At 70.3% G+C, this 23,604-nt stretch carries 21 protein-coding genes; 15 read left to right on the top strand and 6 right to left on the bottom strand.

Annotated elements, in window-relative coordinates; translation table 11 throughout:
- Nucleotides 1-2: 2 nt before the first annotated feature.
- Nucleotides 3-1,601: a PEP-utilizing enzyme gene (locus HFP15_RS06215; protein WP_168512309.1), complete on the top strand. Its 1,599-nt coding sequence runs from the start codon at nucleotides 3-5 to the stop codon at nucleotides 1,599-1,601.
- A gap of 21 nt (nucleotides 1,602-1,622) precedes the next feature.
- Entirely contained in the window at nucleotides 1,623-2,768 is a 1,146-nt protein-coding gene (locus HFP15_RS06210) for an Rv3169 family protein (protein ID WP_210716740.1), read from the top strand.
- A 46-nt stretch (nucleotides 2,769-2,814) separates the two neighbouring features.
- Here HFP15_RS06210 and HFP15_RS43810 read toward each other — a convergent pair whose 3' ends face one another.
- Nucleotides 2,815-3,648 (bottom strand): helix-turn-helix transcriptional regulator, encoded by an 834-nt coding sequence (locus tag HFP15_RS43810; protein WP_210716739.1) that lies wholly within the window; start codon nucleotides 3,646-3,648, stop codon nucleotides 2,815-2,817.
- A gap of 110 nt (nucleotides 3,649-3,758) precedes the next feature.
- Here HFP15_RS43810 and HFP15_RS43805 point away from each other — a divergent pair, with 110 nt between their 5' ends.
- The 12 genes from HFP15_RS43805 to HFP15_RS06145 all read left to right on the top strand — a co-directional run bounded on the left by HFP15_RS43805 (nucleotide 3,759) and on the right by HFP15_RS06145 (nucleotide 17,355).
- A complete protein-coding gene (locus HFP15_RS43805; RefSeq protein WP_210716738.1) occupies nucleotides 3,759-4,460 on the top strand; it encodes a PEP-utilizing enzyme in 702 nt (233 codons plus the stop codon).
- A 4-nt stretch (nucleotides 4,461-4,464) separates the two neighbouring features.
- Nucleotides 4,465-6,030: a hypothetical protein gene (locus HFP15_RS06195; protein WP_168512305.1), complete on the top strand. Its 1,566-nt coding sequence runs from the start codon at nucleotides 4,465-4,467 to the stop codon at nucleotides 6,028-6,030.
- On the top strand, nucleotides 6,017-7,486 hold the full coding sequence (locus HFP15_RS06190) for a class I adenylate-forming enzyme family protein (protein WP_168512303.1): 1,470 nt from the start codon (nucleotides 6,017-6,019) through the stop codon (nucleotides 7,484-7,486). The genes HFP15_RS06195 and HFP15_RS06190 overlap by 14 nt, the downstream gene beginning before the upstream one ends.
- 11 nt (nucleotides 7,487-7,497) lie before the next feature.
- Nucleotides 7,498-8,106, top strand: a complete 609-nt coding sequence (locus tag HFP15_RS06185) for a hypothetical protein (protein WP_168512301.1) — start codon at nucleotides 7,498-7,500, stop codon at nucleotides 8,104-8,106.
- Nucleotides 8,103-9,839, top strand: coding sequence for a pyruvate, phosphate dikinase (locus HFP15_RS06180; protein WP_168512299.1), 1,737 nt, complete (start codon nucleotides 8,103-8,105; stop codon nucleotides 9,837-9,839). The genes HFP15_RS06185 and HFP15_RS06180 overlap by 4 nt, the downstream gene beginning before the upstream one ends.
- Nucleotides 9,836-10,342 carry an acetyl-CoA carboxylase biotin carboxyl carrier protein gene (gene accB / locus HFP15_RS06175; protein WP_168512297.1) on the top strand — a complete coding sequence of 169 codons (507 nt, stop codon included), beginning with the start codon at nucleotides 9,836-9,838 and terminating at the stop codon, nucleotides 10,340-10,342. The genes HFP15_RS06180 and accB overlap by 4 nt, the downstream gene beginning before the upstream one ends.
- Entirely contained in the window at nucleotides 10,335-11,705 is a 1,371-nt protein-coding gene (locus tag HFP15_RS06170; RefSeq protein WP_168512295.1) for an acetyl-CoA carboxylase biotin carboxylase subunit, read from the top strand. Before accB ends, HFP15_RS06170 begins: the two co-directional genes overlap by 8 nt.
- Nucleotides 11,702-13,201: a hydroxymethylglutaryl-CoA lyase-like TIM-barrel protein gene (locus tag HFP15_RS06165; protein ID WP_168512293.1), complete on the top strand. Its 1,500-nt coding sequence runs from the start codon at nucleotides 11,702-11,704 to the stop codon at nucleotides 13,199-13,201. The genes HFP15_RS06170 and HFP15_RS06165 overlap by 4 nt, the downstream gene beginning before the upstream one ends.
- Nucleotides 13,201-13,611: an OB-fold domain-containing protein gene (locus HFP15_RS06160; RefSeq protein ID WP_168512291.1), complete on the top strand. Its 411-nt coding sequence runs from the start codon at nucleotides 13,201-13,203 to the stop codon at nucleotides 13,609-13,611. Before HFP15_RS06165 ends, HFP15_RS06160 begins: the two co-directional genes overlap by 1 nt.
- Nucleotides 13,608-14,744 (top strand): thiolase family protein, encoded by a 1,137-nt coding sequence (locus HFP15_RS06155; RefSeq protein WP_168512289.1) that lies wholly within the window; start codon nucleotides 13,608-13,610, stop codon nucleotides 14,742-14,744. Before HFP15_RS06160 ends, HFP15_RS06155 begins: the two co-directional genes overlap by 4 nt.
- 98 nt (nucleotides 14,745-14,842) lie before the next feature.
- Nucleotides 14,843-16,141, top strand: coding sequence for a DUF1800 domain-containing protein (locus tag HFP15_RS06150; RefSeq protein ID WP_168512287.1), 1,299 nt, complete (start codon nucleotides 14,843-14,845; stop codon nucleotides 16,139-16,141).
- Nucleotides 16,142-16,146: 5 nt separating this feature from the next.
- Nucleotides 16,147-17,355, top strand: a complete 1,209-nt coding sequence (locus tag HFP15_RS06145) for a DUF1501 domain-containing protein (protein WP_168512285.1) — start codon at nucleotides 16,147-16,149, stop codon at nucleotides 17,353-17,355.
- Here the strand turns inward: HFP15_RS06145 and HFP15_RS06140 are convergent.
- The 4 genes from HFP15_RS06140 to HFP15_RS06125 are packed head-to-tail and all read right to left on the bottom strand — an operon-like array spanning nucleotide 17,322 to nucleotide 21,113.
- Nucleotides 17,322-18,653, bottom strand: a complete 1,332-nt coding sequence (locus HFP15_RS06140) for a sensor histidine kinase (RefSeq protein WP_312871484.1) — start codon at nucleotides 18,651-18,653, stop codon at nucleotides 17,322-17,324. The two genes, HFP15_RS06145 and HFP15_RS06140, sit on opposite strands and share 34 nt — an antisense overlap.
- On the bottom strand, nucleotides 18,650-19,357 hold the full coding sequence (locus HFP15_RS06135; RefSeq protein WP_168512283.1) for a response regulator transcription factor: 708 nt from the start codon (nucleotides 19,355-19,357) through the stop codon (nucleotides 18,650-18,652). The genes HFP15_RS06140 and HFP15_RS06135 overlap by 4 nt, the downstream gene beginning before the upstream one ends.
- 47 nt (nucleotides 19,358-19,404) lie before the next feature.
- On the bottom strand, nucleotides 19,405-20,031 hold the full coding sequence (locus HFP15_RS06130; protein ID WP_168512281.1) for an MBL fold metallo-hydrolase: 627 nt from the start codon (nucleotides 20,029-20,031) through the stop codon (nucleotides 19,405-19,407).
- Nucleotides 20,028-21,113 carry an S-(hydroxymethyl)mycothiol dehydrogenase gene (locus tag HFP15_RS06125; protein ID WP_168512279.1) on the bottom strand — a complete coding sequence of 362 codons (1,086 nt, stop codon included), beginning with the start codon at nucleotides 21,111-21,113 and terminating at the stop codon, nucleotides 20,028-20,030. Before HFP15_RS06125 ends, HFP15_RS06130 begins: the two co-directional genes overlap by 4 nt.
- Nucleotides 21,114-21,267: 154 nt before the next feature.
- Between HFP15_RS06125 and HFP15_RS06120 the strand changes: the two genes are divergently transcribed.
- Nucleotides 21,268-22,512, top strand: coding sequence for a helix-turn-helix transcriptional regulator (locus HFP15_RS06120; protein ID WP_168512277.1), 1,245 nt, complete (start codon nucleotides 21,268-21,270; stop codon nucleotides 22,510-22,512).
- 23 nt (nucleotides 22,513-22,535) lie between these two features.
- Here HFP15_RS06120 and HFP15_RS06115 read toward each other — a convergent pair whose 3' ends face one another.
- Nucleotides 22,536-23,597: a 2,3-butanediol dehydrogenase gene (locus HFP15_RS06115; protein WP_168512275.1), complete on the bottom strand. Its 1,062-nt coding sequence runs from the start codon at nucleotides 23,595-23,597 to the stop codon at nucleotides 22,536-22,538.
- Nucleotides 23,598-23,604 lie beyond the last annotated feature (7 nt).

Genomic DNA, 23,604 nt, shown 5'->3' with positions numbered 1-23,604 from the left:
TCATGAGTGTTGTCGGTAAAGGAACGCCTTCCTACACCTTCGCCGCGGCGACCGGGGCGGTGCGGCATTTCCGTTCGCCCGAGGACGTACTGGCCTCGCTGGACTCCGATCTGGAGGACACCATCGCGGTCGTCGCCTCGGGAGGGACCACCTTCCTCTCGCCGATCCTCGGCAGGCTCGGCGGCATCGTCTGCCGCGACGGGACGTTGCGCTCCCACCTGGCGATCGTCTCCCGGGAGTTCGAGGTGCCCTGCCTCGTCGGGACCGAGCTGGCCGAGCTGACCGACGGCACCAGGGTCACCCTCGACATCGAGGACGGCACGGGTGTGGTCCGCCAGAGCGAGGCGGCGGATGTGCACGAGCAGTGGTGGAACTACATCCGCCGCGTCGGGGACGAGATCGCCGTCAAGGACTTCGACGTCTCGGTGTCGCAGGCCGGGCTGGACGCGTTGATCGCCGAGGAGCTCACCGACGACCGGCTGGACGATCTGGTGCAGCACATGGGCCGCGCGTTCAAGCCGGAAATGACCCGGCGGTCGGGCTTCACCTCCGAGCTGTTCCCGATGCTGCCCTACATGTCGCTGTCGGTGATCGAGGACTTCCACAGCTACGCCCGGCGCGTCGCGGAGATCGACGCGGCGATGCCGGCCGAGGAACTCGGACGGCGCATGCGCACCGGACCGAACCAGGTCAGTCCACTGTGGATCTGGATGATCGGCTACCACTACCTGTGCGGCCGGGAATGCCTCATCAAGATGGGCAAGCTCAGGCCGGACGAGCGGCGTGACGAGATCCGCGCCGTCGTCGATTTCTGGCGCAGGCTCACACTCGCACACCGTGGCGACGGCACGCTCGACTACAAGGACGCCGGATTCACCAACCGTTACCTGGCCGAACCCGTCGTCGCGGAGCTGACCGGCGCCGCGACCACACTGGACACGGCGACGGCGAAAACGCTCAAACGCCTCAACGCGACCGTTTCGGGCTACTCGTTCCTGTATTTCTGCGATTCCCGCGTCGGTATCTGCGACTCCGGGCCGTATCCGCATTCCGGCAACGAGCAGACGATCGTGCGGGACTACCTGTCACTCGGCCCGAGCGCCTGGGCCTATCCCTGGGCCGAGGACCTCGAGCCGCCCTACGCCGGGCTCACGATGGCGCTGGTGTTCGACCGTTCGGCGTTCACCGAGTTCGAGATCAACGACTGGGGAACGACGTTCACCGAACCGGACCAGCTGCTCACCGCCGTGTCCAAGGCGGCCGTGTTCGGGCACCGCCCGGACGGGACGCGAGAGCTGCTGGACCCTGCGTCGTGGGCGGAGGTCACGACGGAACTGAGCCGGTGCCACATGAAGCTGTACCAGCGGTTCGCGGAGATGGACCGGCGGGAACGGATCTTCGCCGCGACCACGATGTACACCTCGGGGCTGCGCCCGTTCGCGGCACTGGCGGGGGTGACGGACCGGATCGACTGGTCGATGTCGCCGGACACCCTCGCGCTGTACCCGGATCCCTTCGACGACGACGATCAGGCCGCCACGATCTTCGGAACCGCCCTGGTGGCCAATGACATGCCGGGCTCGTTCTCGCCCGTGCGCTAGCCGCTAGGAAGGAGGCGCGCCGTGCGCCAGTCCATGCAGAAGATCGTTCCCGCGGACGAACTGCTGTGCCACCAAACGCCGGAGACGTTCGCGACGATCGCCCACGCCGACATCTCGTGGACCGAGAAACTCTGGGCGTCGCTGTTCGCCAGGGACGGTTCGCTCCAGGTGGACTGCGGCATCGGCAAGTACCACAACCGCAACGTCATCGACATGTTCGCCGGGATCTCCCGCGGCAAGGAACAGCTGACGGTCAGGGCGAGCAGGCGTCTCGACCGTGACCCGGACCGGGTCGGGGTGGGGCCGCTCGACTACGAGGTGCTCGAACCGCTGAAGTCGGTGCGCTTCGTGCTGCGGGAGAACCACATGCTGCCGATCCGGTTCGACCTCACCGTCACCGGTGTGCTGCCGCCGTTTCTGGAAGCGAAGGACGGTCAGCGCGAACCGGACGGGTTCCGGATCTGCTCGGACCTTCTCCGCTACCACCAGTCCTCGACCGTACGGGGGCGCATCTGGATCGACGGCGAAGAGATCGAGGTGCGCGACGACGAGTGGTTCGGCTTCCGCGACCACTCGTGGGGCGTGCGGATGGACGTCGGGGAGCCGCCGCCCGACGTCTACCGCAGGCAGCGGCTCGACGGGAACTTCCTGCTCACGTGGAGTCCGATGTGGATGCGGCGCCCGGACGGCAGCAGCTACGAGATCCATCACTACCACCAGTGGGTCGACGGTGAGACCACGTACTTCTCCGGCTTCGTCAACGAGCCGGACGGCACGCAGGTGCCGTTGAACAACGTGCAGGACGAGCTGAAGTTCGATCCGGTCAACCGCCGCCTGCTCGGCGGCAAGATGACCTTCGACGCGGGCTGGGGCAGGACCAGGACGGTCGAGATCGAGGCGGCCGGCGACACCGGCTTTCACCTCGGCACCGGGCTGTACTTCGGGTTCAAGGGCCACCGGCACGGCACGTGGCTCGGCGAGTCGCATCTGGACGGTGAACGCTATGCCGACGTGTCCGATCCGGCGACGGCGCGGGAGGTGCATCAGCTTCGCGACTGCGTGATCCGGTGCCGCGAAGGCGATGCGGTCGGCTACGGCATCTTCGAGTCGATGGTCATCGGCGAACATCCACGCTACGGGCTGACGAAGGACTCCTCGTTCCTGTAGCGAAACGGCGAAGAGGCCGCGGATCCCGGATCCGCGGCCTCTTTCGTCATGTCCGGCAGGAGCGGGCCAGCAGCGCCAGTTCCATCCGCGACTGGCAGCCGGTGAGGCCGAGGATCCGGCTCACGTACTTCTTCACGCTGTCCTCGGCCAGCGACAGGGCTTCGGCGATCTGCGCGTTGGACAGCCCGTCGGCGACAAGGCGCACGACCTGCCGCTGACGTTCGGACAGCCGGCTCACGGCCGCCTGCGAGCGCGACATCGGCAGGCTGCGGCAGATCACCGACAGCTGCCTGCTCAGCAGCCGCAACGTCGCGACCTCGGAAATGCCGAGCTTGTCCGGTTTGGGGTCGAACATCCCGACCAGTGCCAGATGCCCGTCCGGCAGCTCCACCCGCATCGCCGCCGCGGTCTCCATCCGCCAGGTGGCGACCAGGAAGTGCCGCACGTAGGCCTCCGCCGAGGCGGGCAACGGCCCCAGCGAGGTCAGCTCGGCCAGCGAAGACACCCCGCTGGACACCAGCTGCCGCGTCGCGGCCGGGGTGCCGAAAACGTCGTAGCGGGCCCAGCGTTCCCGGTACTCCGGCAGCATCTTCGAGGTCTTGCCCTCGGTGAGCGGCGCGATGTCGCCGAAAACGTTGTGAAAGGTGGCGCCGGCGAAGAAGGAGACGTGCTTCAGCGCGAAATGCTGCTGCAGCGCGTCGACCACGTTCTCCTTGAAGTCGACGACGGAAGGTGCGCTGTCGCAGTGTTCGAGCACATCGAACGCGCGCGCATAGTCATCCCTGGCGAGGGCTGCTCGCATGGAGGAACGAGCCCGGCTCTGCGGGGACGTGGCCGTCATCGTCGACGCCGGACTGTCCACCAACGTGGACTGTGTCACAGCGTCGAGCGTACCTAGCTTTGGTTTCCAACGAAAGACAGACCGGATTTTCAGCCGGCGGCAGCGAAGCCGCCGGCGGATCGAGCGAGGTGACGATGTCCGATTCCACGGTGAGTTCACCCAAGTGGGGCGCGACGGAGATGCTGCCGTTGCCCGGCCGCTTCAACGGCGCCGTGCGGGAACTGGCGGCGAAGCGGTTCGCGGCCACCGGGGCGCGCTGGAAGGACGTGGTGTTCGAGCGGCAGTTCGACCTGTTCTCCCTCGCCGACGCCAGGGCGGTCGAGCAGGAGGCACTGGATTCGGGCTACCGGTTCGACTTTTCGGCGACCGTGTCGCTGGAGTCCGAACCGGACAAGTACAAGCGACCGGAACGCGACTCGACCTCGTTCGCGGCGGAGGGCGGCGCGGACGGGCGCAAGCAGGTCGGTGTGGGCGACAACGTCATCCGCAATGCCGCTTCGGTCACCGGCCCGGTCGCGTTGATCTCCAAGATCGAACAGGTGATGGGCTACCTCGCCGACGGCATTCCCGAGGGCACCATCGCCGTGATCGACGACTCCGGCGGCACGCTGACCGCGCCGATCATCGAGGGGTTCGCCGGCGTCATCTGCCTCGGCGGGACGGTGCGCTCCCACCTGGGCATCCTCGCCCGCGAGTACGACGTGCCCACGCTGATGAACTGCAAGATCGACAACCTCTCCGACGGCGACGTCGTCGAGATCGAGGTGACCGCGGCGCCGCCCGCGGCCGACGCGTACGAAACCGGCGACACCGGGCACGCCCGGATCTGGCTGATCGGGAACGAGGGCTGAAATCATGGCTGAGCTGGACTACCGGTCCCTGCTGGAGACCAACAGCTACCTGCGGAACCTGTCCGACACCACGTACTGGCTGTGCATCACGCGCACCGTGCAGGAGTCGAAGTTGTTCCCGATGAACCCCTACATGCTGCTGAGCTACCTCAACTCGTTCTACCGCCTGCCGACGCTGCTGCGGGAGATCGACGCGGCGACCCCGGCCGAGGAGCTCGGCGACCGCGCCCGCGAGGTCAGCCTCAAGGTGGACACCGTCAACGCGGCGTGGGGCATGCCCGCCTTCTACCTCATCGGCCGCGAGATGCTGATGAACTGGGGCCTGCTGCGGCCGGGTGACGCGGTCGAGGACGTGGTCGACGTGCTGGACTTCTCGCGCCGGTTCAACCTCGCCTACCACCGCAACGACGGGCACATCACGAACAAGGAGTTCGGCGACCGCAGCCAGTTCCTGCCCGAGCGCACGCTGCAGGTGTTCGAGGCCGATGTGCACGGTGTGCAACCGGGCGACCGGCTGCACACCGCGGCCACCAAGCTCGTGGCGCAGCTGTCGCAGTACGCGTTCCTGGCGCACTGCGAATGCCGGATCGGGCTGCACAACAGCGGTCCCTACAACTTCGGGGACAACCGGCAGCTGGTCGTGCGCGACTTCTTCGAGCTCACCGAGGGCGACTACCCGTGGCTGGACGGCATCGCCACCCGCCTGCCGTTCGCGAACCTGACGATCCCGATCGTGTTCAAGGACACGAACTTCCACCTCATGGACGACTGGGCGTCGTTCGAGGCCGAGCCCAGCTACGACGCCGCCAACATCGCGGCGGTCGGACTGTACACATCGGACGCTCTGTCCGACGGGTACGTGCCGGTCGGCATGGACAACGCGGAGACGCTCGCCGAAACCATGGAGCAGTACCGGGAGATCCTCAACGAGGCCACCGCCGATCTGTGGAAGCGGATCGCGACCTGGACCCGTGAGCAGATGATCGACGCCGGTGCGCTGGTGTACTCCTCGGTCGCCAAGGACTTCGCGCATCTGGCCGGCACCTACCGGCAGGAGGACTGGCTGTCCCTGGACGACCGCGTCCAGCGGTTCAAGCCGCTGATGAACGACGAGTACGGGCGCGACAACCTGGGTGAGATGGTCGGGCTGCTCGGGTTCCCGCACCAGAAGACCAACGAATACGGGATGGCCCGCTACTCCGGGCTGAACCAGAACATGCTCACCGGCATCCCGTACTCGGTGCTCTCCGACGACGACTACGCACCGACCGTCGGCGACCGGCTGTCCGGTTCCAGCAGCCTGCCCGAGAAGAACGGGCTGTGGACCACCACCGCGGGCCGGATCGACCTCGACGAGTATAACCGCCGCGCCCGCGGGTTCACCCCCGCCGTCCTCCAGGGCGCGAACCGCTACCGCGACGAGGAATGGGTCAAATGGCACCACGGTTCTGCCGAGGCCGACGAGCTGTACCGGCTGGCGCAGCGCGGATCGCGCAACCTCGAAGGCCGCGGCTCGAGCCTGCGCCGCGCCGATCTGAACGGGCTCGGAGCCGGTCATGCAGATCGGTGACCTGATCCGCCGGGCGGGCCGCCAGTACGGCGGCGCGCCCGCGCTGATCGACGGCGACCGCGTGGTCGGCTTCGCCGAGTTCGACGAGCTGACCGATCGCCTCGGCAACGCGCTGCTCGCCCGCGGGCTCGAACCGGGCGACCGGGTGGCGGTGCTGATGCCCAACGGCATCGACGGCGTGGTCGCCTACTACGCGCTGGCCAAGTCCGGTCTCGTGCGGGTTCCGCTCAATGCCAGGGAAACCGCGCACGAGCTCGCGTTCAAGATCGAGGACTCCCAGGCGAGGGCGCTGATCCACGCCGGAGAAGCCCCCGCGCCCACCGAAATCGCGATCACCGCCGAAGAACTGCCCGGCCTCATCGAAGCGGCCTCACCCGAGCCCTGCGACGTGCGGCGGGAACCGGACGCGCCGTTGCGGCTGGCCTACACGGGCGGAACGACCGGCAAGCCCAAGGCCGTCGTGCTCACCACCGCGAGCGAACTGGCCGAGGTGGCCAACTTCCTGGTCGACCTGCTGCCGAACCTGCGGCCCGACTCGGTGATGCTGCACGCGGCGCCGATCACGCACGGCAGCGGCGCGTTCTTCCTGCCGCATCTGGTGAAGGGGGCGGCCAACGTCGTACTGCCGAAGTTCTCGCCGGCCGCGTTCCTCGAAGCGGCGCAACGCCACCGGGCGACGGCCACGTTCATGGTGCCCACCATGATCGCGATGCTGCTCGAAGAACCCGCCACGGCGAACGCAGAACTGGCATTGGAGCGCATCTGCTACGGCGGCGCCCCGATCGCAACCACCGTGCTCAGCCGCGGGATCGAGCTGCTCGGCCCGGTCTTCGCGCAGCTCTACGGGCAGGCCGAGGCGCCGTTGGCGATCACGTGCCTGCAGCCGTGGGAGCACACACCGGAGCGGCTCACCGCTGCCGGCAAGCCGTACACCTTCGTCGAGGTGCAGATACGCGACGGCGAAGGCAAGGCGCTGGGCCCCGGCGAGGTCGGCGAGGTGCTGACCCGTGGCCCGCACACCATGAGCAGGTACTGGCGACGGCCGGAGGCCACCGCGGAGACGATCGAACCGGACGGCTGGCTGCACACCGGCGATATCGGGCGGTGGGACGAGGGCGGATACCTGCACCTGCTCGACCGCAGGCACGACGTCATCATCAGCGGCGGGTTCAACGTCTACCCGCGCGAGGTCGAGGACGCGCTGCTGGCCCATCCCGCGGTCAGCGCGGCGGCCGTGGTCGGCCTGCCGGACGAGAAGTGGGGCGAGCGCGTCGCGGCCGCCGTCGTCACCCGGTCGGCGGCCGACGCCGAGGAGATCCTCGCGTTCTGCGCGGACCGTCTCGCCGGCTTCAAACGGCCGCGGACGCTGGAAATCTGGCCCGAACTGCCCACCAGTCCCGTCGGCAAGTCGCTGCGCCGCGAGGTGCGCGACCGCATGGCGGCAGCGCCACAGTGAAAGGACCATCCATGTTGGACTCTTATGAACTGACCGTGCACACGCTGACCTTGCGTCAGCTCGGTACGGCCGAACAACTCGCCGACATCAACGGCCTGGCGCTCGCCGAGGTCGAGGCCGCGCTCGCGAAAGCGCTGACCGACAGCGCCGTGATGGCCGCGCGGGGCAGCCACATGATCACGCCCGCCGGCCGCGAGTTCCTGGACGGTGTCTACGCCCGCGCGTATGCCGCACTGCGCGCCGACGGCGCGGTGACCGAAGCCATGGAGTCGTTCGAAACCGGGGTGAACAAACAGATTCTCGCGCTCACCACCGACTGGCAGACCGTCGAGGTCGACGGCGCGCGGGTGACCAACGACCACGGCGACGCCGACTACGACGCCAAGATCATCGAAAAGCTCGGCCGGGTGCACGAGAAGACGGCCAAGGTGCTGCGCCCGCTGGCCGCGGCCGATGCACTCGTGGAGCGCTTCCTCGACCGGATCGGCACCGCGCTCACCCGCGCCGAGGGCGGCGAAACCGACTACGTCAGCGGCGTTCGCGTGGACTCGGTGCACACCGTGTGGTTCCAGATGCACGAGCACATCCTGCGCCTGACCGGACGGGAGCGGCCGGAATGACCGCGACGACGGGACTGCGTTGGCTGGTCGTTCCCCGGCCGGACACCCCCGAGCCCAGCCGGGAACTGGTGGGCGGCAAGGCATGGAGCCTGTGGCGGATGCGCTCGCTCGGCCTGCGGGTGCCGCCGGCGTTCGTGGTCACCACCGAAGCCTGCGCCGCCTACTTCGAACGCGACGAGCTTCCCGAGGGCCTCACCGACGAGCTGACCACCGGCATCCGGTTGCTGGAAAGGGAACTCGGCCGGACCTTCGGCGGCGGCGAACGCCCGCTGCTGGTCTCGGTGCGCTCGGGTGCCGCCATCAGCATGCCCGGGATGATGGACACGATTCTCGATCTCGGCTGCAACTCCGAAGTCGAAGCGGCGCTCGCCGCGGAAACCGGAGACGCGGAATTCGCCGCCGAGGTGCACCGGCGCTTCACCGGTTTCTACGGGCGACTGGTGCTGGGCTGCACGGAGGATCTGGACGAGCTTGCCGACACGGGCGCGGTGCGCGCGGCCATCGCCGAGGATGTCGGTGAGGCCGTGCCGGAAGATCCGTGGGAACAGCTGCATGCGGCCGTCGCCGCGGTCTTCCGGTCGAGCCGGTCCCGCCGCGCGATGGCCTACCGCAAGCACTACGGGATCCCCGAGGATCTCGGCACCGCGGTCACGATCCAGGCGATGGTGTTCGGCAACCTCGACGATGATTCCGGCACCGGCGTGCTGTTCACCCGCAGCCCGATAGACGGGACGCGCGAGCCGTACGGCGAGTACCTGCCCCGCGGCCAGGGCGAGGACGTGGTGTCCGGCCGTGTCACCCCGAAACCGCTGTCACACCTGGCGCAGCGGTGGCCGCGCGTGCACGCGGAGCTCATCGCCGCGGCGGACTGTCTCGACCGCGAAGGACGCGACGCCCAGGACATCGAGTTCACGGTGCAGAACGACGAGCTGTTCCTGTTGCAGTCACGCCCGGCCAAGCGAACCGCCCGCGCCGCGGTGCGGATCGCCGTCGCACTGGTCGACGAGGGCGTGCTCGAACCCGGCGAAGCCGTGACGAGGGTGACCGCCGAGCAGGTGCGGACCCTGCTGCGGCCCGAGATCGCGGCGGGCGCGGGGGAGAAGGCCGAGGTGCTGGCGTGCGGCGTGGGCGCGAGCCCGGGCGTGGCCACCGGCGTCGTCGTGGACACGCCGGAAGCCGCGCAGGCGAACCCGGGTTGCGTGCTGGTGCGCAAATCGACCAGCCCGGACGACGTGCACGGCATGATCGCGGCGTCGGCCGTCGTCACCGAGCAAGGCGGGGCGACCTCGCACGCGGCCGTGGTGAGCCGGGCGCTGGACACGTCCTGCGTCGTGGGCTGCGGAGCCGGCACGGTCGACGCGCTGGTCGGCCGGACCGTGACGGTGGACGGGGGCAGCGGCGTCGTCTACGCCGGTGAGCTGCCGACGTCGGCCGTCGACGAAAGCGAAGACGACGACCTGCGGCGCCTCACCCAATGGGCACAGCGGGCGACGAGTGTGACCGTGACCACCACCGGCGCGGCCGGGCCCGTGTTCGACGCCGACAGCGAGGCCGCCGACCTCGGCGAGCAGCTGCCGGCGATCCCGCCCGGCACGAAAACCGTGCGTGGCGCGGTGTTCTGCACCCCGGAGGGCGTGCGCGCCGCTCTCGACGCCGGGGTCGACGTGATCGTCACGCCGCACCGCCTGCCGGTTCTGCTCGCCGCGATCGCCCACCAGAGGAGCGCCACATGAGCACGCCCGAGCGCGTCACCCACCGCGAGGTCCGGGAGATCCTACGGTCCTTCCAGGGCTCCGGCTGGTCCGCGATGACACTCGAACTCGACGGGATGCGGGTCACCGTGGGCAAGGACGGGCCGCCTGCTGCGCCCGCCTCGCCCGCCCCGGTCGCGGAGAAGCCCGCGCCCGAAGCCGCACCCGTCGTGGCTGCCGCCCCGGAACCCGCACCGCCCGCGCGGCCCGGCGCGCCGGAGCCGGTCGACCGGACCGGATGCGTGGAGGTGCGCTCACCCGCGGTGGGCGCGTTCTGGGTGGCGCCGAGCCCCGGCGAACCACCCTTCGTCGAGCCCGGGCAGACGGTCACCGCGAACCAGCAGCTGGCCATCGTCGAGGTCATGAAGCTGATGAACCCGGTCGTCGCGCCCCAGGCCGGTGTCGTGGTCGAAATCCTGGCCGCGAACGCCGACCTGGTCGAATACGACCAGCCGCTGTTCCTGATCAGGCCGACCGATGAGTAGCGTGAAACGGGTCCTGATCGCCAACCGCGGAGAGATCGCCGTCCGCGTCGTGCGCGCGTGCCGGGCCCTGGGCATCGAGTCCGTCGTGGTCACCTCCACGGCGGACCGCGACGGCATGGCGGCGCGGCTCGCCGACCGTGCCGTGTGCATCGGCCCCGGCCCGGCCTCGCAGAGCTACCTGGTGACGGACAACGTGCTCAGCGCCGCGCTCGGCGCCGGGTGCGACGCCGTCCACCCCGGGTACGGATTCCTGTCCGAGAACCCGGAGTTCGCCGCCGCCTGCGTCGGGGAAGGGCTGGTGTTCATCGGCCCCCGCCCCGAAGCGGTCGCGCAGGCCGGCGACAAGGCGCGCGCCCGTGAACTGGCCCGGTCGGCGGGAATCCCGATCCTGTCCGGCTCGCCGGTGCTGGAGTCTGCAAAGGACGCGGTCGCGGCGGCGGGCGAGCTCGGTTATCCGGTACTGCTCAAGGCCGCGGCGGGCGGCGGCGGGCGCGGCATGTCCGTGGTCGAGAACGAAACCGAACTCGCCGCCCGGTGGCCCGCCGCGAAGGCCGAGGCGCAATCGGCCTTCGGTGACGGGCGGCTCTACGTCGAACGGTTCATCCGCAACGCGCGCCACATCGAGGTCCAGGTCCTCGGCGACAAGCACGGCAACGTGATCCACCTGGGCGAGCGCGACTGCACGCTGCAACGACGGCACCAGAAGGTGGTCGAGGAATCGCCGGCGCCCAACCTGCCCGAGGACATACGCCAGGACATCCGCCGCAGCGGGGTCCGCTTCGCCGAGGCGCTCGAACTGGACAGCGCGGGCACCGTCGAGTTCATCTACGACGCCGACACCCGCGACTACGCCTTCCTCGAGTTCAACGCGCGCATCCAGGTCGAGCATCCCGTCACCGAGATGGTGACCGGGGTCGACCTGGTCGCCGAGCAGATCCGGTCCGCGGCCGGTGAACGCCTCCGGATCAAACAGGAAGACGTCGAGATCAGCGGGCACGCGATCGAGGTCCGCATCACGACCGAGGATCCCGCGCGCGGGTTCCTGCCCCATCCCGGAACCGTGACCGAGTGGATCGCGCCCGCCGGGGACGGGCTCCGCGTCGACAGCCACTGCGAACCCGGTTACGTCGTCCCGCCGTTCTACGACTCGCTGCTGGCCAAGATCATCGCCTCCGGGCCGACCCGTGACGTCGCCGCGGACCGCATGGTCGCCGCACTCGGCGGCCTGCGCGTCACCGGTGTGCCGACCACGGCGGACTTCGCCCGCGCCGCACTCGACCACCCGGACTTCCGCGCCGGAACCGTCACCACCGACTGGATCGCCTCCCGCGGCCTGCCCGACTACCTGGAGAAGAGCGCATGAGCTACCTGGACTGCGCCCCGCGCAACGCCGACGGAACCCGCCGCAAGATCGAGATCATCGACCAGACCCTGCGCGACGGACCCCAGAGCTGGTGGGGGATGCGGCTGCGCAAGGACATGGGCCTGCCGATGGCCGCCGAACTCGACCGCACCGGCTTCCACACCATCGACCTCGTCGGCAGCTCGATCTTCGAGGTCCTCGTGCGACACTGCAAAGAGGACCCGTGGGAGCAGCTGATCTCACTGTCGCGGGCGATGCCGAAGACCACCGTCCGCGCGGGCACCCGCAGCAATGGCATCGTCACCTTCGGACTGACCGCCGACAGCGTCATGGATCTGTGGGTGCAGCGCCTGTGCGCCCACGGCATCGGCAGTTTCTGGATCTACGACGGCCTGTTCAACACCGACAAGATCGGCCGCCTCGTCAAGACCGCGCAGGCCGAGGGCGCGCAGGCGCTGCCGTGCATCCTCTACGCCGACAGCCCCTACCACACCGACGAGTACTACGCGGCGCGCACGCGGGAACTCGTCGCGCTCGGCGCCGACGGCATCGAACTGGAGGACGCGGCCGGGCTGCTCACCCCGGAACGTACCCGTACGCTGGTCGCGGCCATCAAGAAGGCGGCGGGCGAGCTCCCGGTCGAGATCCACTTCCACAGCAACAACGCGCTGGCCCCGCTGAACTACCTCGAGGGCCTGCTCGCCGGGGCGGACCGGGTGCACACGGCGAGCAGGCCGCTGGCCGCCGGGGTCTCCCTGCCGTCCACCGAGAACACCGTCGCGAACCTGCGCTACGCCGGGTTCGACGTGGAGCTGGACGAGTCACGGTTCGACCCGGTCGAGCAGCACCTGCTGCGTGTCGCCGAGTACGAGGACCTGCCGGTCGGTCAGCCCGCGGAGTACTCGCTCTTCCAGTACCGCCACCAGCTTCCCGGCGGCATGGCGGGCACGTTCAAGGCGCAGCTGCGCGACCGTGGCATGGAAGAGCGCTTCGAGGAAGTGCTGGACGAGATGTCGCGGGTGCGCGAGGAACTCGGCTACCCGGTGATGGCGACCCCGTTCTCGCAGCTGGTCGGCACCCAGGCGGTGCTGAACGTCGTGACGGGATCGCGGTATTCGGTCGTGCCGGACGAGGTGATGATCTACGCGCACGGGTTCTACGGCAAGCCCGTGGCTCCGATCGACGAGAACGTCCTCGACACCATCATGAGCTCACCGAAGGCGGGCAGCTACGAGAACTGGGAACCACCGCAGCCGAGCCTGGCCGAACTGCGGGAGCGCTTCGGCGGCTCGATCAGCGACGACGAGCTGATCCTGCGGCTGCTCGTGCCGGAGAACGACATCGACGTCATGCGCGCGACGCCGCAGCGGCACCGCGACTTCTCGCCGACGAGCAAGCAGGTGCGGTTCATCCAGGAGCTCGTGGAGACCTCGGTCGGCGCCTACCTGCACATCGAAGCCGGGGACTTTTCCCTGACCCTCGAAGGAGATCACTGATGGGGGAGCTGGGCGTGGGCAGGCCGACGAAACGCCGGGCCGGGTCCGCCGCCGGCGGGCTGCCCGTCGCCGACCCGAGGCCGGTGTTCGACGGCACGGCGGTGCTCGGGACGCGCTGCACGGCCTGCCGGTACCCGTCGGCGCAACAGGAGCCGCCCTGGTGCCCGGTGTGTTACGGCGAACCGGCCCCCGAGCGGTTCGCCGCGACCGGCAGCGTGTGGTCGTCGACGGTCGTCGCGATCCCGGTCGGCACCCGTAAGCCGCCGTTCGGCCTGGCGTACCTGGACCTCGACGACGGGCCGCGGGTGCTCGTGCATCTGGCCGAGGCGGCGACGCTGCCGCCAGGCTCGCGTCTGGTCGTCACCGGAACCGACGAGGGTGACCTTGTCGCCAGGGAGGTCGTATCGTGAGCGAGCCGATGCTGTGGGGCGTGGGCACGTCGAACTTCGGGCGTTTCCCGGAAAGCCGGGTCGAATCCCTGGTCTGGACGGCGATCCGGGAGGCCGTGCGGGATGCCGCGGTGTCACCGGGTGACATCGACGCGATCGTGGTCGGCTCGGTGTTCGGCCCGCCGGGGATCGCCACCCGGGTCCAGCGCGGCATCGGGATGCCCGGCATTCCGATGTGGACGGTCGAGAACGCGTGCGCGAGCGGGACGAGCGCCTACCACGAGGCGGTGGAAGCGGTGCGGTCCGGCCGGTTCGGCTGCGTGCTGGTCCTCGGTGTCGACCAGATGTCCACCCTGTTCTCGGGTGCCATCGTGCCCGAGGCGACCGACCCGGAAGGAGCGTCGTCGCTGCCGTTGCCGGGGCTGTACGCGCTGCAGGCGCAGCGGTATGTCGCGGAGTACGGCGTCACCCCGGAGCAGCTCGCCGCGGTCGCGGTCAAGAACAAGGGCAACGGCGTCGACAATCCGCGCGCGCAGCTGCGGTCGGCGGTGCCGACCGTGCGGGAGGTCCTGGAGTCGCGGATGATCGCCGAACCGCTGACGTTCCTGCAGTGCTGTCCCACCAGCGACGGCGCCGGGGCCGCGATCGTCGGCGGCGACCGCGGCAACCCGCGGGACCTGCGGATCGAGGCCTCGGCGATGGTGTCCGGCGCGCTGTGGGATCACCGCAGCGAGGACGTGTGGGGATTCGCCAGCGTGGAGCGCGCCGCGCGCCGGGCGTTCGCCCAGGCCGGCCGGACACCGGGCGACATCGACGTCCTCGAAGTGCACGACGCCTTCACCATCGGCGAGGTGATCACGCTGGAGGCGCTGGGACTCGCACCCCGCGGCAAGGGCGCCGAACTCGCCCCGTCCGGCCACACCGCCCGAGAGGGTGCGCAGCCGGTCAACCCCAGCGGCGGCCTGCTGTCCCGGGGGCACCCCCTGGGGGCGACCGGGATGGCCCAGCTGGCCGAGATCACCTGGCAGTTGCGCGGCGAAGCGGGTGCCCGGCAGGTGGCCAGGCACCGCGTCGGCCTGGTGGAGACCATGGGCGGTGGCGCCGCCGGAATGGACGGAAACGCCTGCGTGGTGACGATCCTGTCCACCGTTTAGGCGCGCGCCGCATCGGCAAGACGAGGGCAGCTGTGGATCCGCTGAAGGAAACCTCCGGCGGCTAGCCCGCCGGAGGTCATCCGGCCGATGATCTGGTCGTGGTGGTCATTTCGGAGCGCGCGGCGGTGCGCCGGCTGCACGACCGGTTCGGGTTCGGGCCCCGGCCCGGCGACCTGAACACCGGGTTCGGTGAGACGCTGGCCCGGCTGCTGACGGCGGGGCCCGACGCGGGTGCGCAGGCGACGCCGATCCCGCAGCTGGGCCCGCCGCCCCGGCAACCGGGCAAACAGGACGCGGCGGCCAAAAAGCAGGCCGCGCAACAACTCCAGACCCAGTCGGCCCAGGCTGCCCTGTGGTGGCTGGACCGGATGGTGGCCGCCGACGTCGCCTCGGCCGAGCGGCTCACCTGGTTCTGGCACGGGCACTTCGCCACCAGTGAGCAGAAGGTCCGCAGCCCGCAGCTGATGCTCACCCAGAACCAGACCCTGCGCACGCTGGGCATGGGCAGCTTCACCCAGCTCGCGCACGCCCTGATCGTCGACCCGGCGATGCTGCTGTGGCTGGACGGCAACAGCAACAAGGCCGGCAAACCGAACGAGAACCTCGCGCGGGAGTTCATGGAGCTGTTCACGCTCGGCGTCGGCCACTACACCGAGACCGACGTGCGTGAGGCCGCGCGTGCCCTGACCGGTTGGACCGCCAACCGCGACACCTCGTCCGCGCGGCTGGTGGCCCGCTGGCACGACGGCACGGCCAAGCAGATCCTCGGACGGACCGCCGACTTCGACGCCGCCTCGTTCGTCGACCTGGTGCTGGGACGGCCCGAGTCGGCGCCGTTCGTCGTCGGCCGGGTCTGGTTCCGGCTCGTCTCCGCGACGCCACCGGCGCCCGATGCGCTCGACCGGCTGGTCGCGGCATACGGCCCGAACCGCGACATCCGCGCGCTACTGTCGGCCATCGCCGCCGAGGCCGCCTTCCACGATCCGGCCACCTCGCTGGTCAAGCAGCCGGTGGAATGGCTCGCGGGCCTGATGCGCGCGCTCGGGGTCCGGCCCGGCGCGCTGGACGCGAAGGCCCGGACACAACTGCTGGCCGGACTGCGGGGCATGGGGCAGGTACCGTTCGAACCGCCGAGCGTGGGTGGCTGGGCCGCCGGCGCGGCCTGGCTGACCACGTCGGCAGGACTCGCCCGGCTGCACCTTGCCCAGCTCGTCGCCGAGCACGCCGACCTCGGCGCGGTGTCGAAGGCGGGGGACAAGCCGGCGGCGATCGGTGAGCTCCTCGGCGTCGACGCCTGGTCCGCCCGGACCCGCGACAGCCTCACCGGCGTCGCGAATGATCCCCGGCAGCTGGCCGCGGTGGCCGCTTGCGCCCCCGAATACGTGGTGAGTGGGTAGGAGCCATGAACAAGCTGACACGGCGGCGGTTTCTCATCGCCAGCGGGGTGACGGCGGCCGGCGCGCTGGCCGGCGGGGCCACCCAGGTCGACTGGGCGCACCTGATGTCCGCGGCCCAGCAGACACCGCTCGACCCGCACGCGGGTGTGCTCGTCGTGGTGACCCTCTACGGCGGCAACGACGGACTCAACACCGTGGTGCCCGCGAGCGACCCGAACTATCAGAACGCCCGGCCGGAACTGGCCTACAAACCCGAAGAGGTCCTCGATCTCGGCGACGGGCTCGGCCTCAATCCGGGCCTGAAGGGCCTGAAAGGCTTGTGGGACAACCATGAGCTGGCGATCGTGCGCGGCGTGGGCTATCCGAAACCCGACCACAGTCACTTCCGGTCGATGGCGATCTGGCAGACGGCCTCTCCGGACACGGCCGTGCCGACGGGCTGGCTCGGCCGCTGGCTCGACTCCTCCGGCGACGACCCGCTGCGCGCGCTGTCGGTGGAACCGGTGCTGCCGCCGATGCTGGCGGGCGCGCAGACCGCGGCCGCGTCGATGCCGGTCGGTGGACTGAGCCTGCCGAAAGGCGCACTGGGCAAGGCATTCCAGGGGCTGGGTGCCGCACAGCCGGGTGAGGGGTACTGGCAGGCGAAGGTCGCGCGCTCGGTCACCGACCTCTACCACGCGGAACAGGTCCTCGGCGCCGCGGTGCATCCGTCGGCCAAGACCGGGCAACGGCAGGCGGCGTTGGCCGCGCAACTCGACGTCGTGGCCGGGCTCATCGAAGCCGGGGTGCCGACGCGGGCGTATTCGGTGTCGCTGGGCGGGTTCGACACCCACGCCGACGAGCGCGGCACCCAGCAGCGGCTGCTGACCGAACTCGACGGGGCGCTGACGCCGTTCGTGCAGCGGCTGGGCCGCACGGACCGCGGCAAACAAGCGGTGGTGCTGGTGTACTCCGAGTTCGGCCGGCGCGTCGCGGCCAACGCCAGCGAAGGCACCGATCACGGCACCGCCGGCCCCGTCTTCGTCCTCGGTAACGGGGTGCGGGGCGGTTTCCACGGGGCGGAGCCGGGTCTGACCGATTTGGACGATGGCGATCTCAAGCAGACCACCGACTTTCGCGACGTGTACGCGACTCTGCTCGAACAGGTGCTGGGCACCGATGCCGGGCGCGTGCTGCCCGGCTACACCGGCCGGCTGGAGGGGCTGCTCGCCTGAACCGGGGTGAGACCGCATATCACGAACGCCGCGCCACCGCCGGGCGCCTCGGCGCACCGCAGGTCACCGCCGTGCGCCCGCGCGAACCCGCGGGCGATGGCCAGCCCCAGCCCCGAACCGCCGGCGCGCTGGTCACGGGCGTCGTCGAGCCGCACGAGCCGGTCGAAGATGCGTTCCCGGTCCCGCACCGCGACACCGGGACCGGTGTCGGACACGGTGAAACCGTCGGGCGTGACCGACACCGTGAGCGTGCCGTCGCCGCCCATCGCCTGCACGGCGTTGTCGACCACATTGGACAGAATCTGGATGAGCCGGTCCGCGTCGCCGAGCACGGTCGCGTCCACACCGGACACTTCGACGGTGATCTCCGGGGCGAGCAGCGCGACACGATCGGCCTGGGCACGGGCGAGGGGCAGCAGCGGCACCGGCACGCGCGCGATCTCCGTGCCCGCGTCGAGCCGGGCCAGCTCCAGCAAGTCGCTGACGAGCTTTCCGGCGCGCCGTGCCTCGCGGGCCAGCAGTAACTGAAGCTGTTCGGCATTGTCCGCGTCGGGGTGCTGCACCAGGGCCTCCGCGGCGGCCTGGACACCCGCGATCGGCGTGCGCAGCTCGTGCGCCGCGTCGGCGACGAAGCGCCGGGTTCGTTCCTCGGACGCCCTGGCCGCCAGCTCCGCCCCTTCGAGCGCGTCGAGCGCCGCGTCGAAGGCCACCGCCGCGCGGCCGAGTTCGGTGTTCGTGCGGCTCGGTGCGAGCCGGCCGCCGCGGCCACCGGACACGATCGAACGGGCCAGGCGCGTCATCGCGTCCAGTGGGGACAACGCCAGCCGGACCCCGCCCACCAGCACGAGCGCCGTGATCACCAGCGCGGCGACCCCGGTGATCAGCAGCAGGTTGCGCAGCCGCTGCTCGGCGCCCGCCACGACCGAGTCGTCGGCGATCAGGGTCAGCCTCGCGCCGTTGATCCGGGCCGGGCCGGTCAGCGTCGCCTTCACCTGCTTCAACCGGGTGTCGGGGGCCTGATCGGGTTCGCCGACGAAGGTGCCGTCCGGCAGGGCGATCCAGCCGTGCACGCCGGTCGTTTCGGCCCGGCGCAACAGGTTCGAAGGGCTCACGTTCTGCTTGGCCAGCTGCTGCGCGAGCTGAACCCGGCCGGCCAGGACCCGGTTGACGTCCTGCTCGGCCTGCACCCGGAACACCGCGTCGACCACGATCCCCACGGTCACCAGCACCGCCAGCAGCACGACCAGCGCCGTGACGGTCACCCGGCGGTAGAGGGAGGTGGTGCGCAGGCCGGTCACGACGCGTCACCGCGCAGGACGTAGCCCTGTCCGCGCACCGTGTGCAGCAGCCGGGGCCCGTGCGCCTCGAGTTTGCGGCGCAGCGTGCTGACGTTGACCTCGACGAGGTTCGCGCTGTACTCGTCGTAGCCCCACACCGCGGTCAGGATCTGTGTCTTGCTGACGACGCGGTCGCGATGCGTGGCCAGATAGCTCAGCAGCTTCCACTCGGTGACCGTCAGCTCGAGCCGCACCCCGTCGTAGAGCGCCAGCCCGCCATCGAGGTCCACCACCAGATCGCCGACCTCGATCGCGGGCTGGGCACGGCCGATGCGGCGCAGCACCGCGGTGACCCGCGCGACCAGTTCGGCCAGCACGAACGGCTTCACCACGTAGTCGTCCGCACCGTCACCGAGCCCGCGCAGCCGGTCGTCGACGGCGTCGCGCGCGGTCAGCATCACCACCCCGGCGGTGCACAGCCGCCGCACGAGCCGCAGCAGGGCGAACCCGTCGCGACCGGGCAGCATCACGTCGAGCACCACCAGGTCCGGCCGGAACCGGCACAGCTCGGCCTCCAGCAGGCCGCCGTCCGGCAGTGCGCGCACCGCGAACCCGGCCGCGCGCAGTGCGGTCTCCACCGAGACCCGGATCGCCGCGGTGTCCTCGACCACGAGGATCCGCGGCTCTGCCGAGGTCGCGGCGCCACCGGCGAAACTGGAGGTCATGGCGGCAGTCTAGGAGACCGCCCCGGGACGCGGGCTCCGCGCGGAACTCAGTGGCCGCGCGCGATCCATTCCGCCAGATGCGGTGCCTCGGCGCCGATCGTGGTGCCGTCGCCGTGTCCGGTGTGCACGCGGGTGTCCTCGGGCAGCGCGAAGAGCCGGTCCCGGATGGAGCCGATGATCGTCGGGAAGTCCGAGAACGACCGCCCGGTCGCGCCCGGCCCGCCGGAGAAGAGTGTGTCGCCGGAGAACAGCGCTTTCGCCTCGGGCAGGTGCAGGCAGACCGAACCGGGGGAGTGCCCCGGGGTGTGGATCACTTCGATCTCGGTGCCCGCCACGGCGATCCGCTCGTGATCGTCGGTCTGCCAGAAGGACTGGCCCCGATGGGTCATCTCCCACAGTTCGCGGTCGCCCGGATGCAGGATGACCGGGGCGTGCAGCCGCTTCCCGAGCTGCGGGGCGACGGTGACGTGGTCGTTGTGCCCGTGCGTGCACACGACGGCGACCACGTTGCGCGCGCCCACCGCCTCGACGATCGCCTTCTCCTCGTGCGCGGCGTCCACGACGACCACGTCGGAGTCGTCACCGATCAGCCAGACGTTGTTGTCGACCTCCCACGTGCCGCCGTCGAGTTCGAAGACGCCCGAGGTGACGACCCGGTCGATCCGCAGGCTCACAGGATCACCACCGAGCGCAGCACCTCACCGGAATGCATGGTGTGGAAGGCCTTCTCGACGTCGTCGAGGGTGATCCGCTCGGTCACGAACTTCTCCAGCGGCAGCCTGCCCTGCAGGTACAGGTCGATCAGCATCGGGAAGTCACGCTCGGGCAGGCAGTCGCCGTACCAGGAGGACTTGAGCGCGCCGCCGCGGGAGAAGAAGTCGAGCAACGGCATTTCCAGGCGCATATCGGGCGTCGGCACACCGACGAGCACGACGGTGCCGGCGAGATCGCGCGCGTAGAACGCCTGCTTCCACGTTTCCGGTCGCCCCACCGCGTCGATCACCACGTCGGCGCCGAACCCGCCGGTCAGCTCCGCGATCGCGGCGACCGCGTCGGAGTCGGAGGCGTTGACCGTGTGGGTGGCACCCAGTTCGCGGGCCCAGTCGAGCTTCCTCGTGTCCCGGTCGACCGCGATGATCGTGCCCGCCCCCGCCAGCCGGGCACCGGCGATGGCCGCGTCGCCGACCCCGCCGCAGCCGATGACGGCCACCGAGTCGCCGCGACCGACCGCACCGGTGTTGACCGCGGCGCCGAGGCCGGCCATGACCCCGCAGCCGAGCAGCCCGGCGACGGCCGGGTCCGCGGCCGGATCGACCTTGGTGCACTGCCCGGCGTGCACGAGCGTCTTGTCCGCGAACGCGCCGATGCCCAGGGCCGGGGTGAGTTCCGTGCCGTCGGTCAGGGTCATCTTCTGGCTCGCGTTGAACGTGTCGAAGCAGTACTGCGGGCGCCCACGCCGGCACGCCCGACACCGGCCGCACACCGCCCGCCAGTTCAGGATCACGAAGTCGCCGGGCCGCACCGACTCCACGCCCTCACCCACGCTGTCCACAGTGCCCGCGGCCTCATGCCCCAGCAGGAACGGGAACTCGTCGTTGATCCCGCCCTCGCGGTAGGTCAGGTCCGTGTGGCAGACCCCGCACGCCGCGATGTCGACGACGACCTCACCGGGACCCGGATCGGGAATCACGATGTCGGTGAGCTCGACCGGGGCTTGCTGGGAACGGGCGATCACACCGCGCACCTGCTGTGGCATCTGGGCTGGTTCCTTCATCACTCGGCGAAAAGGCATGCGCCGCGACGCATATCTCCCGCGACGCTAACTCCCCGCCAGGGTTCGCCTGACCTGTTCGTCGGGCTAGGAAAACCTGGTCTTCCGGACAGCCGGGCTGGTGGTTAGGCTCACCGGAATGCGCGACACCGAGGCGTTGCGGACCGTGATCGACGGCCCGTTGCACGAGATCGCCGGCCGGTTCTCCAGGTTCCTGGCCGATCGCTGGCCGCACGCCGCACTGGTCATCTTCACGCGGGAATGCACCGGCCGTCCACGCAAGGTCGCCGGGGCCACCGAGATGATCAACAAGGTCACCATCGGCGAACTCGAAGCGCTGAAGGCCTCGCTCGAACCCGGCAGGCCGGTGAGCACGACGGCGACGATCGCCGGGGCCGTCCGGTCGGTCTGGGTGGTACTGGACCGGGCGGGCACCCTGCTCGTGCTGGTTCCGCACGCCGCGCGGAAACGTCTGCCGGACCCCGACGCGCTGGCCGCGTTCTTCGGCATCGTCGCGACCTCGATCCGGCAGCAGGTGGCACAGGCCAGCCCCGACTACCTCGCCGAATCCCGTGCCGCGTCGAGTGAACGCGCCCGCACGATCGCGGAAATGGCCGCGGCGCAGGAAACCGCGCTGGTCACCATACTCACCACGCTGCGCTCCACCGGGCTCGACGACCGCCGCGCCCGGCTCGCCGCGACCGAATCCGCCTCGGCCGCACTCGTGGCCCTGCGTTCGGCGCAGAAGTCCGATCTGGCGCTGTCCGAGGAGCTCCCGGCGGCGGCGTTCGCCCAGTGCCGCAAGGAGATCCGGCAGATGCTTCGGCACCACGACGCGGACATCGAGTTCGTGGCCCCGGCCAAGGACGCGCGAGCGCTCCCGGGCGAAGTCGCCTATGCCGCCCGCGCCATGACCCGGACCGTCGTACTCGCTTTCGCCGCCCAGCCGGAGCTGTCGCGGCTGCGCGTCGGCTGGACCTGCGACGGCGCCTGCCTGCGAGTGGATGTGCGCGACCACGATTCCGGGCGGCTGGACGTGGCCGCGTTGCGCCGGCAGCTCGACGGGCGGGCTCGCACGCTCGGCGCGTCGGTCGACCTCGACGCGGTACGCGACTGGGGCAGTCGCGCGGCCATCGAGCTGCCGCTCGACCCGCCCGAGGACCGCACGGACGAATCGCGCCTGGCCACCCTCAACCGCCGTGAGCTCGAAGTGCTGCGCCTGGTCACGCAGGGCAAACGTAACAAGGCGATCGCGGCCGAACTCGGCGTCACCGAAAGCACCGTCAAGTTCCACGTGGCCGGAGTGCTGAAGAAACTGGACGTCACCTCCCGCGGCGAGGCCGCGGCGCTGGCCCAGGCCGCCGGTGTCTCCCCGGTGGCCTGAGCCGGCCCGCGTGTCCACAGTGGTCATTCTGCCGGGCTGACCAGGATCTTGACGTTCTCCTCCTTGTTGCCGATCAGTTCGTCGAAGCCACGCGTCACGATGTCGTCCAGCCCGATGCGGCCCGTGATGAACTGGTACGGGTCCACCTTGCCGTCGGCGATCATGGCGATCGTGGCCGGGTGATCGCCGGCGTAGGCGAGGCTGCCGAGCACGTTGACCTCGCGGAACACCAGGTCGTTGAGCGCCACCGAGGCCTCGTGACCCCAGATCGCGACGTTGACGCAGGTGCCGCCCGCCCTGGTGGACCGGATCGCGGCCTTGAGCACCGCGTCGATCCCGGCGCATTCGAACGTCACGTCCGCGCCGCGGCCCTTGGTCAGTTCCGCGACCGCCGCCGGAACGTCCACGGTGGACGGATCGAGCACCTCGTCGGCGCCCGCGACGTGTGCCTTGGCCTTGCGCACCTCCGCCGGTTCGACGACGAAGATCTGCTCGACCCCGGCCGCCCGCAGCGCGGCGGTGGTGACCAGTCCGATGGGGCCCGCGCCGAAGACCGTCGCGGTGTGGCCCGGCTCGGCGCCGGACAGCCGGACCGCGTGATAGGCCACGGCCAGCGGTTCGACCAGCGCGCCGATGTCGGTGCCGAGAGCGCCGAGCGGATGGATCCACCGCCGCTGGGCGACCACGAACCGCGAGAAACCGCCGCCACCACCGGAGAGCCCGACGAACCCCAGCGACTGGCACACGTTGTAGCGGCCCTGGTCGCAGGCGTCGCACCGGCCGCACACGATGTAGGGCTCGACGACGACCCGGTCACCGACCCGCAGATCGGTCACGCCCTCGCCCAGTTCTCGCACGACGCCGGCGAATTCGTGGCCCAGCGGGATCGGGATCGATTCGCCGGTCAGCGGATGCGGGGCGTCGGTGGTCGACGCGAAGATCGGGCCTTCGAGGTACTCGTGCAGGTCGGTGCCGCAGATGCCGCACCATTCGACCTCCACCTTGACCGTGCCGGGGCGCGTCGCCGGTTCCGGGATGTCGTCGATCCGGATGTCGCCACGGCCGTGGAAACGAGCTGCCTTCATGGTGAGC

The organism is Amycolatopsis acididurans (assembly GCF_012328925.1).
Lineage (GTDB): Bacteria > Actinomycetota > Actinomycetes > Mycobacteriales > Pseudonocardiaceae > Amycolatopsis_E > Amycolatopsis_E acididurans.
The sequence above is the reverse complement of the archived record's forward strand: the minus strand, read 5'-3'. Positions and strand labels throughout refer to the sequence as shown.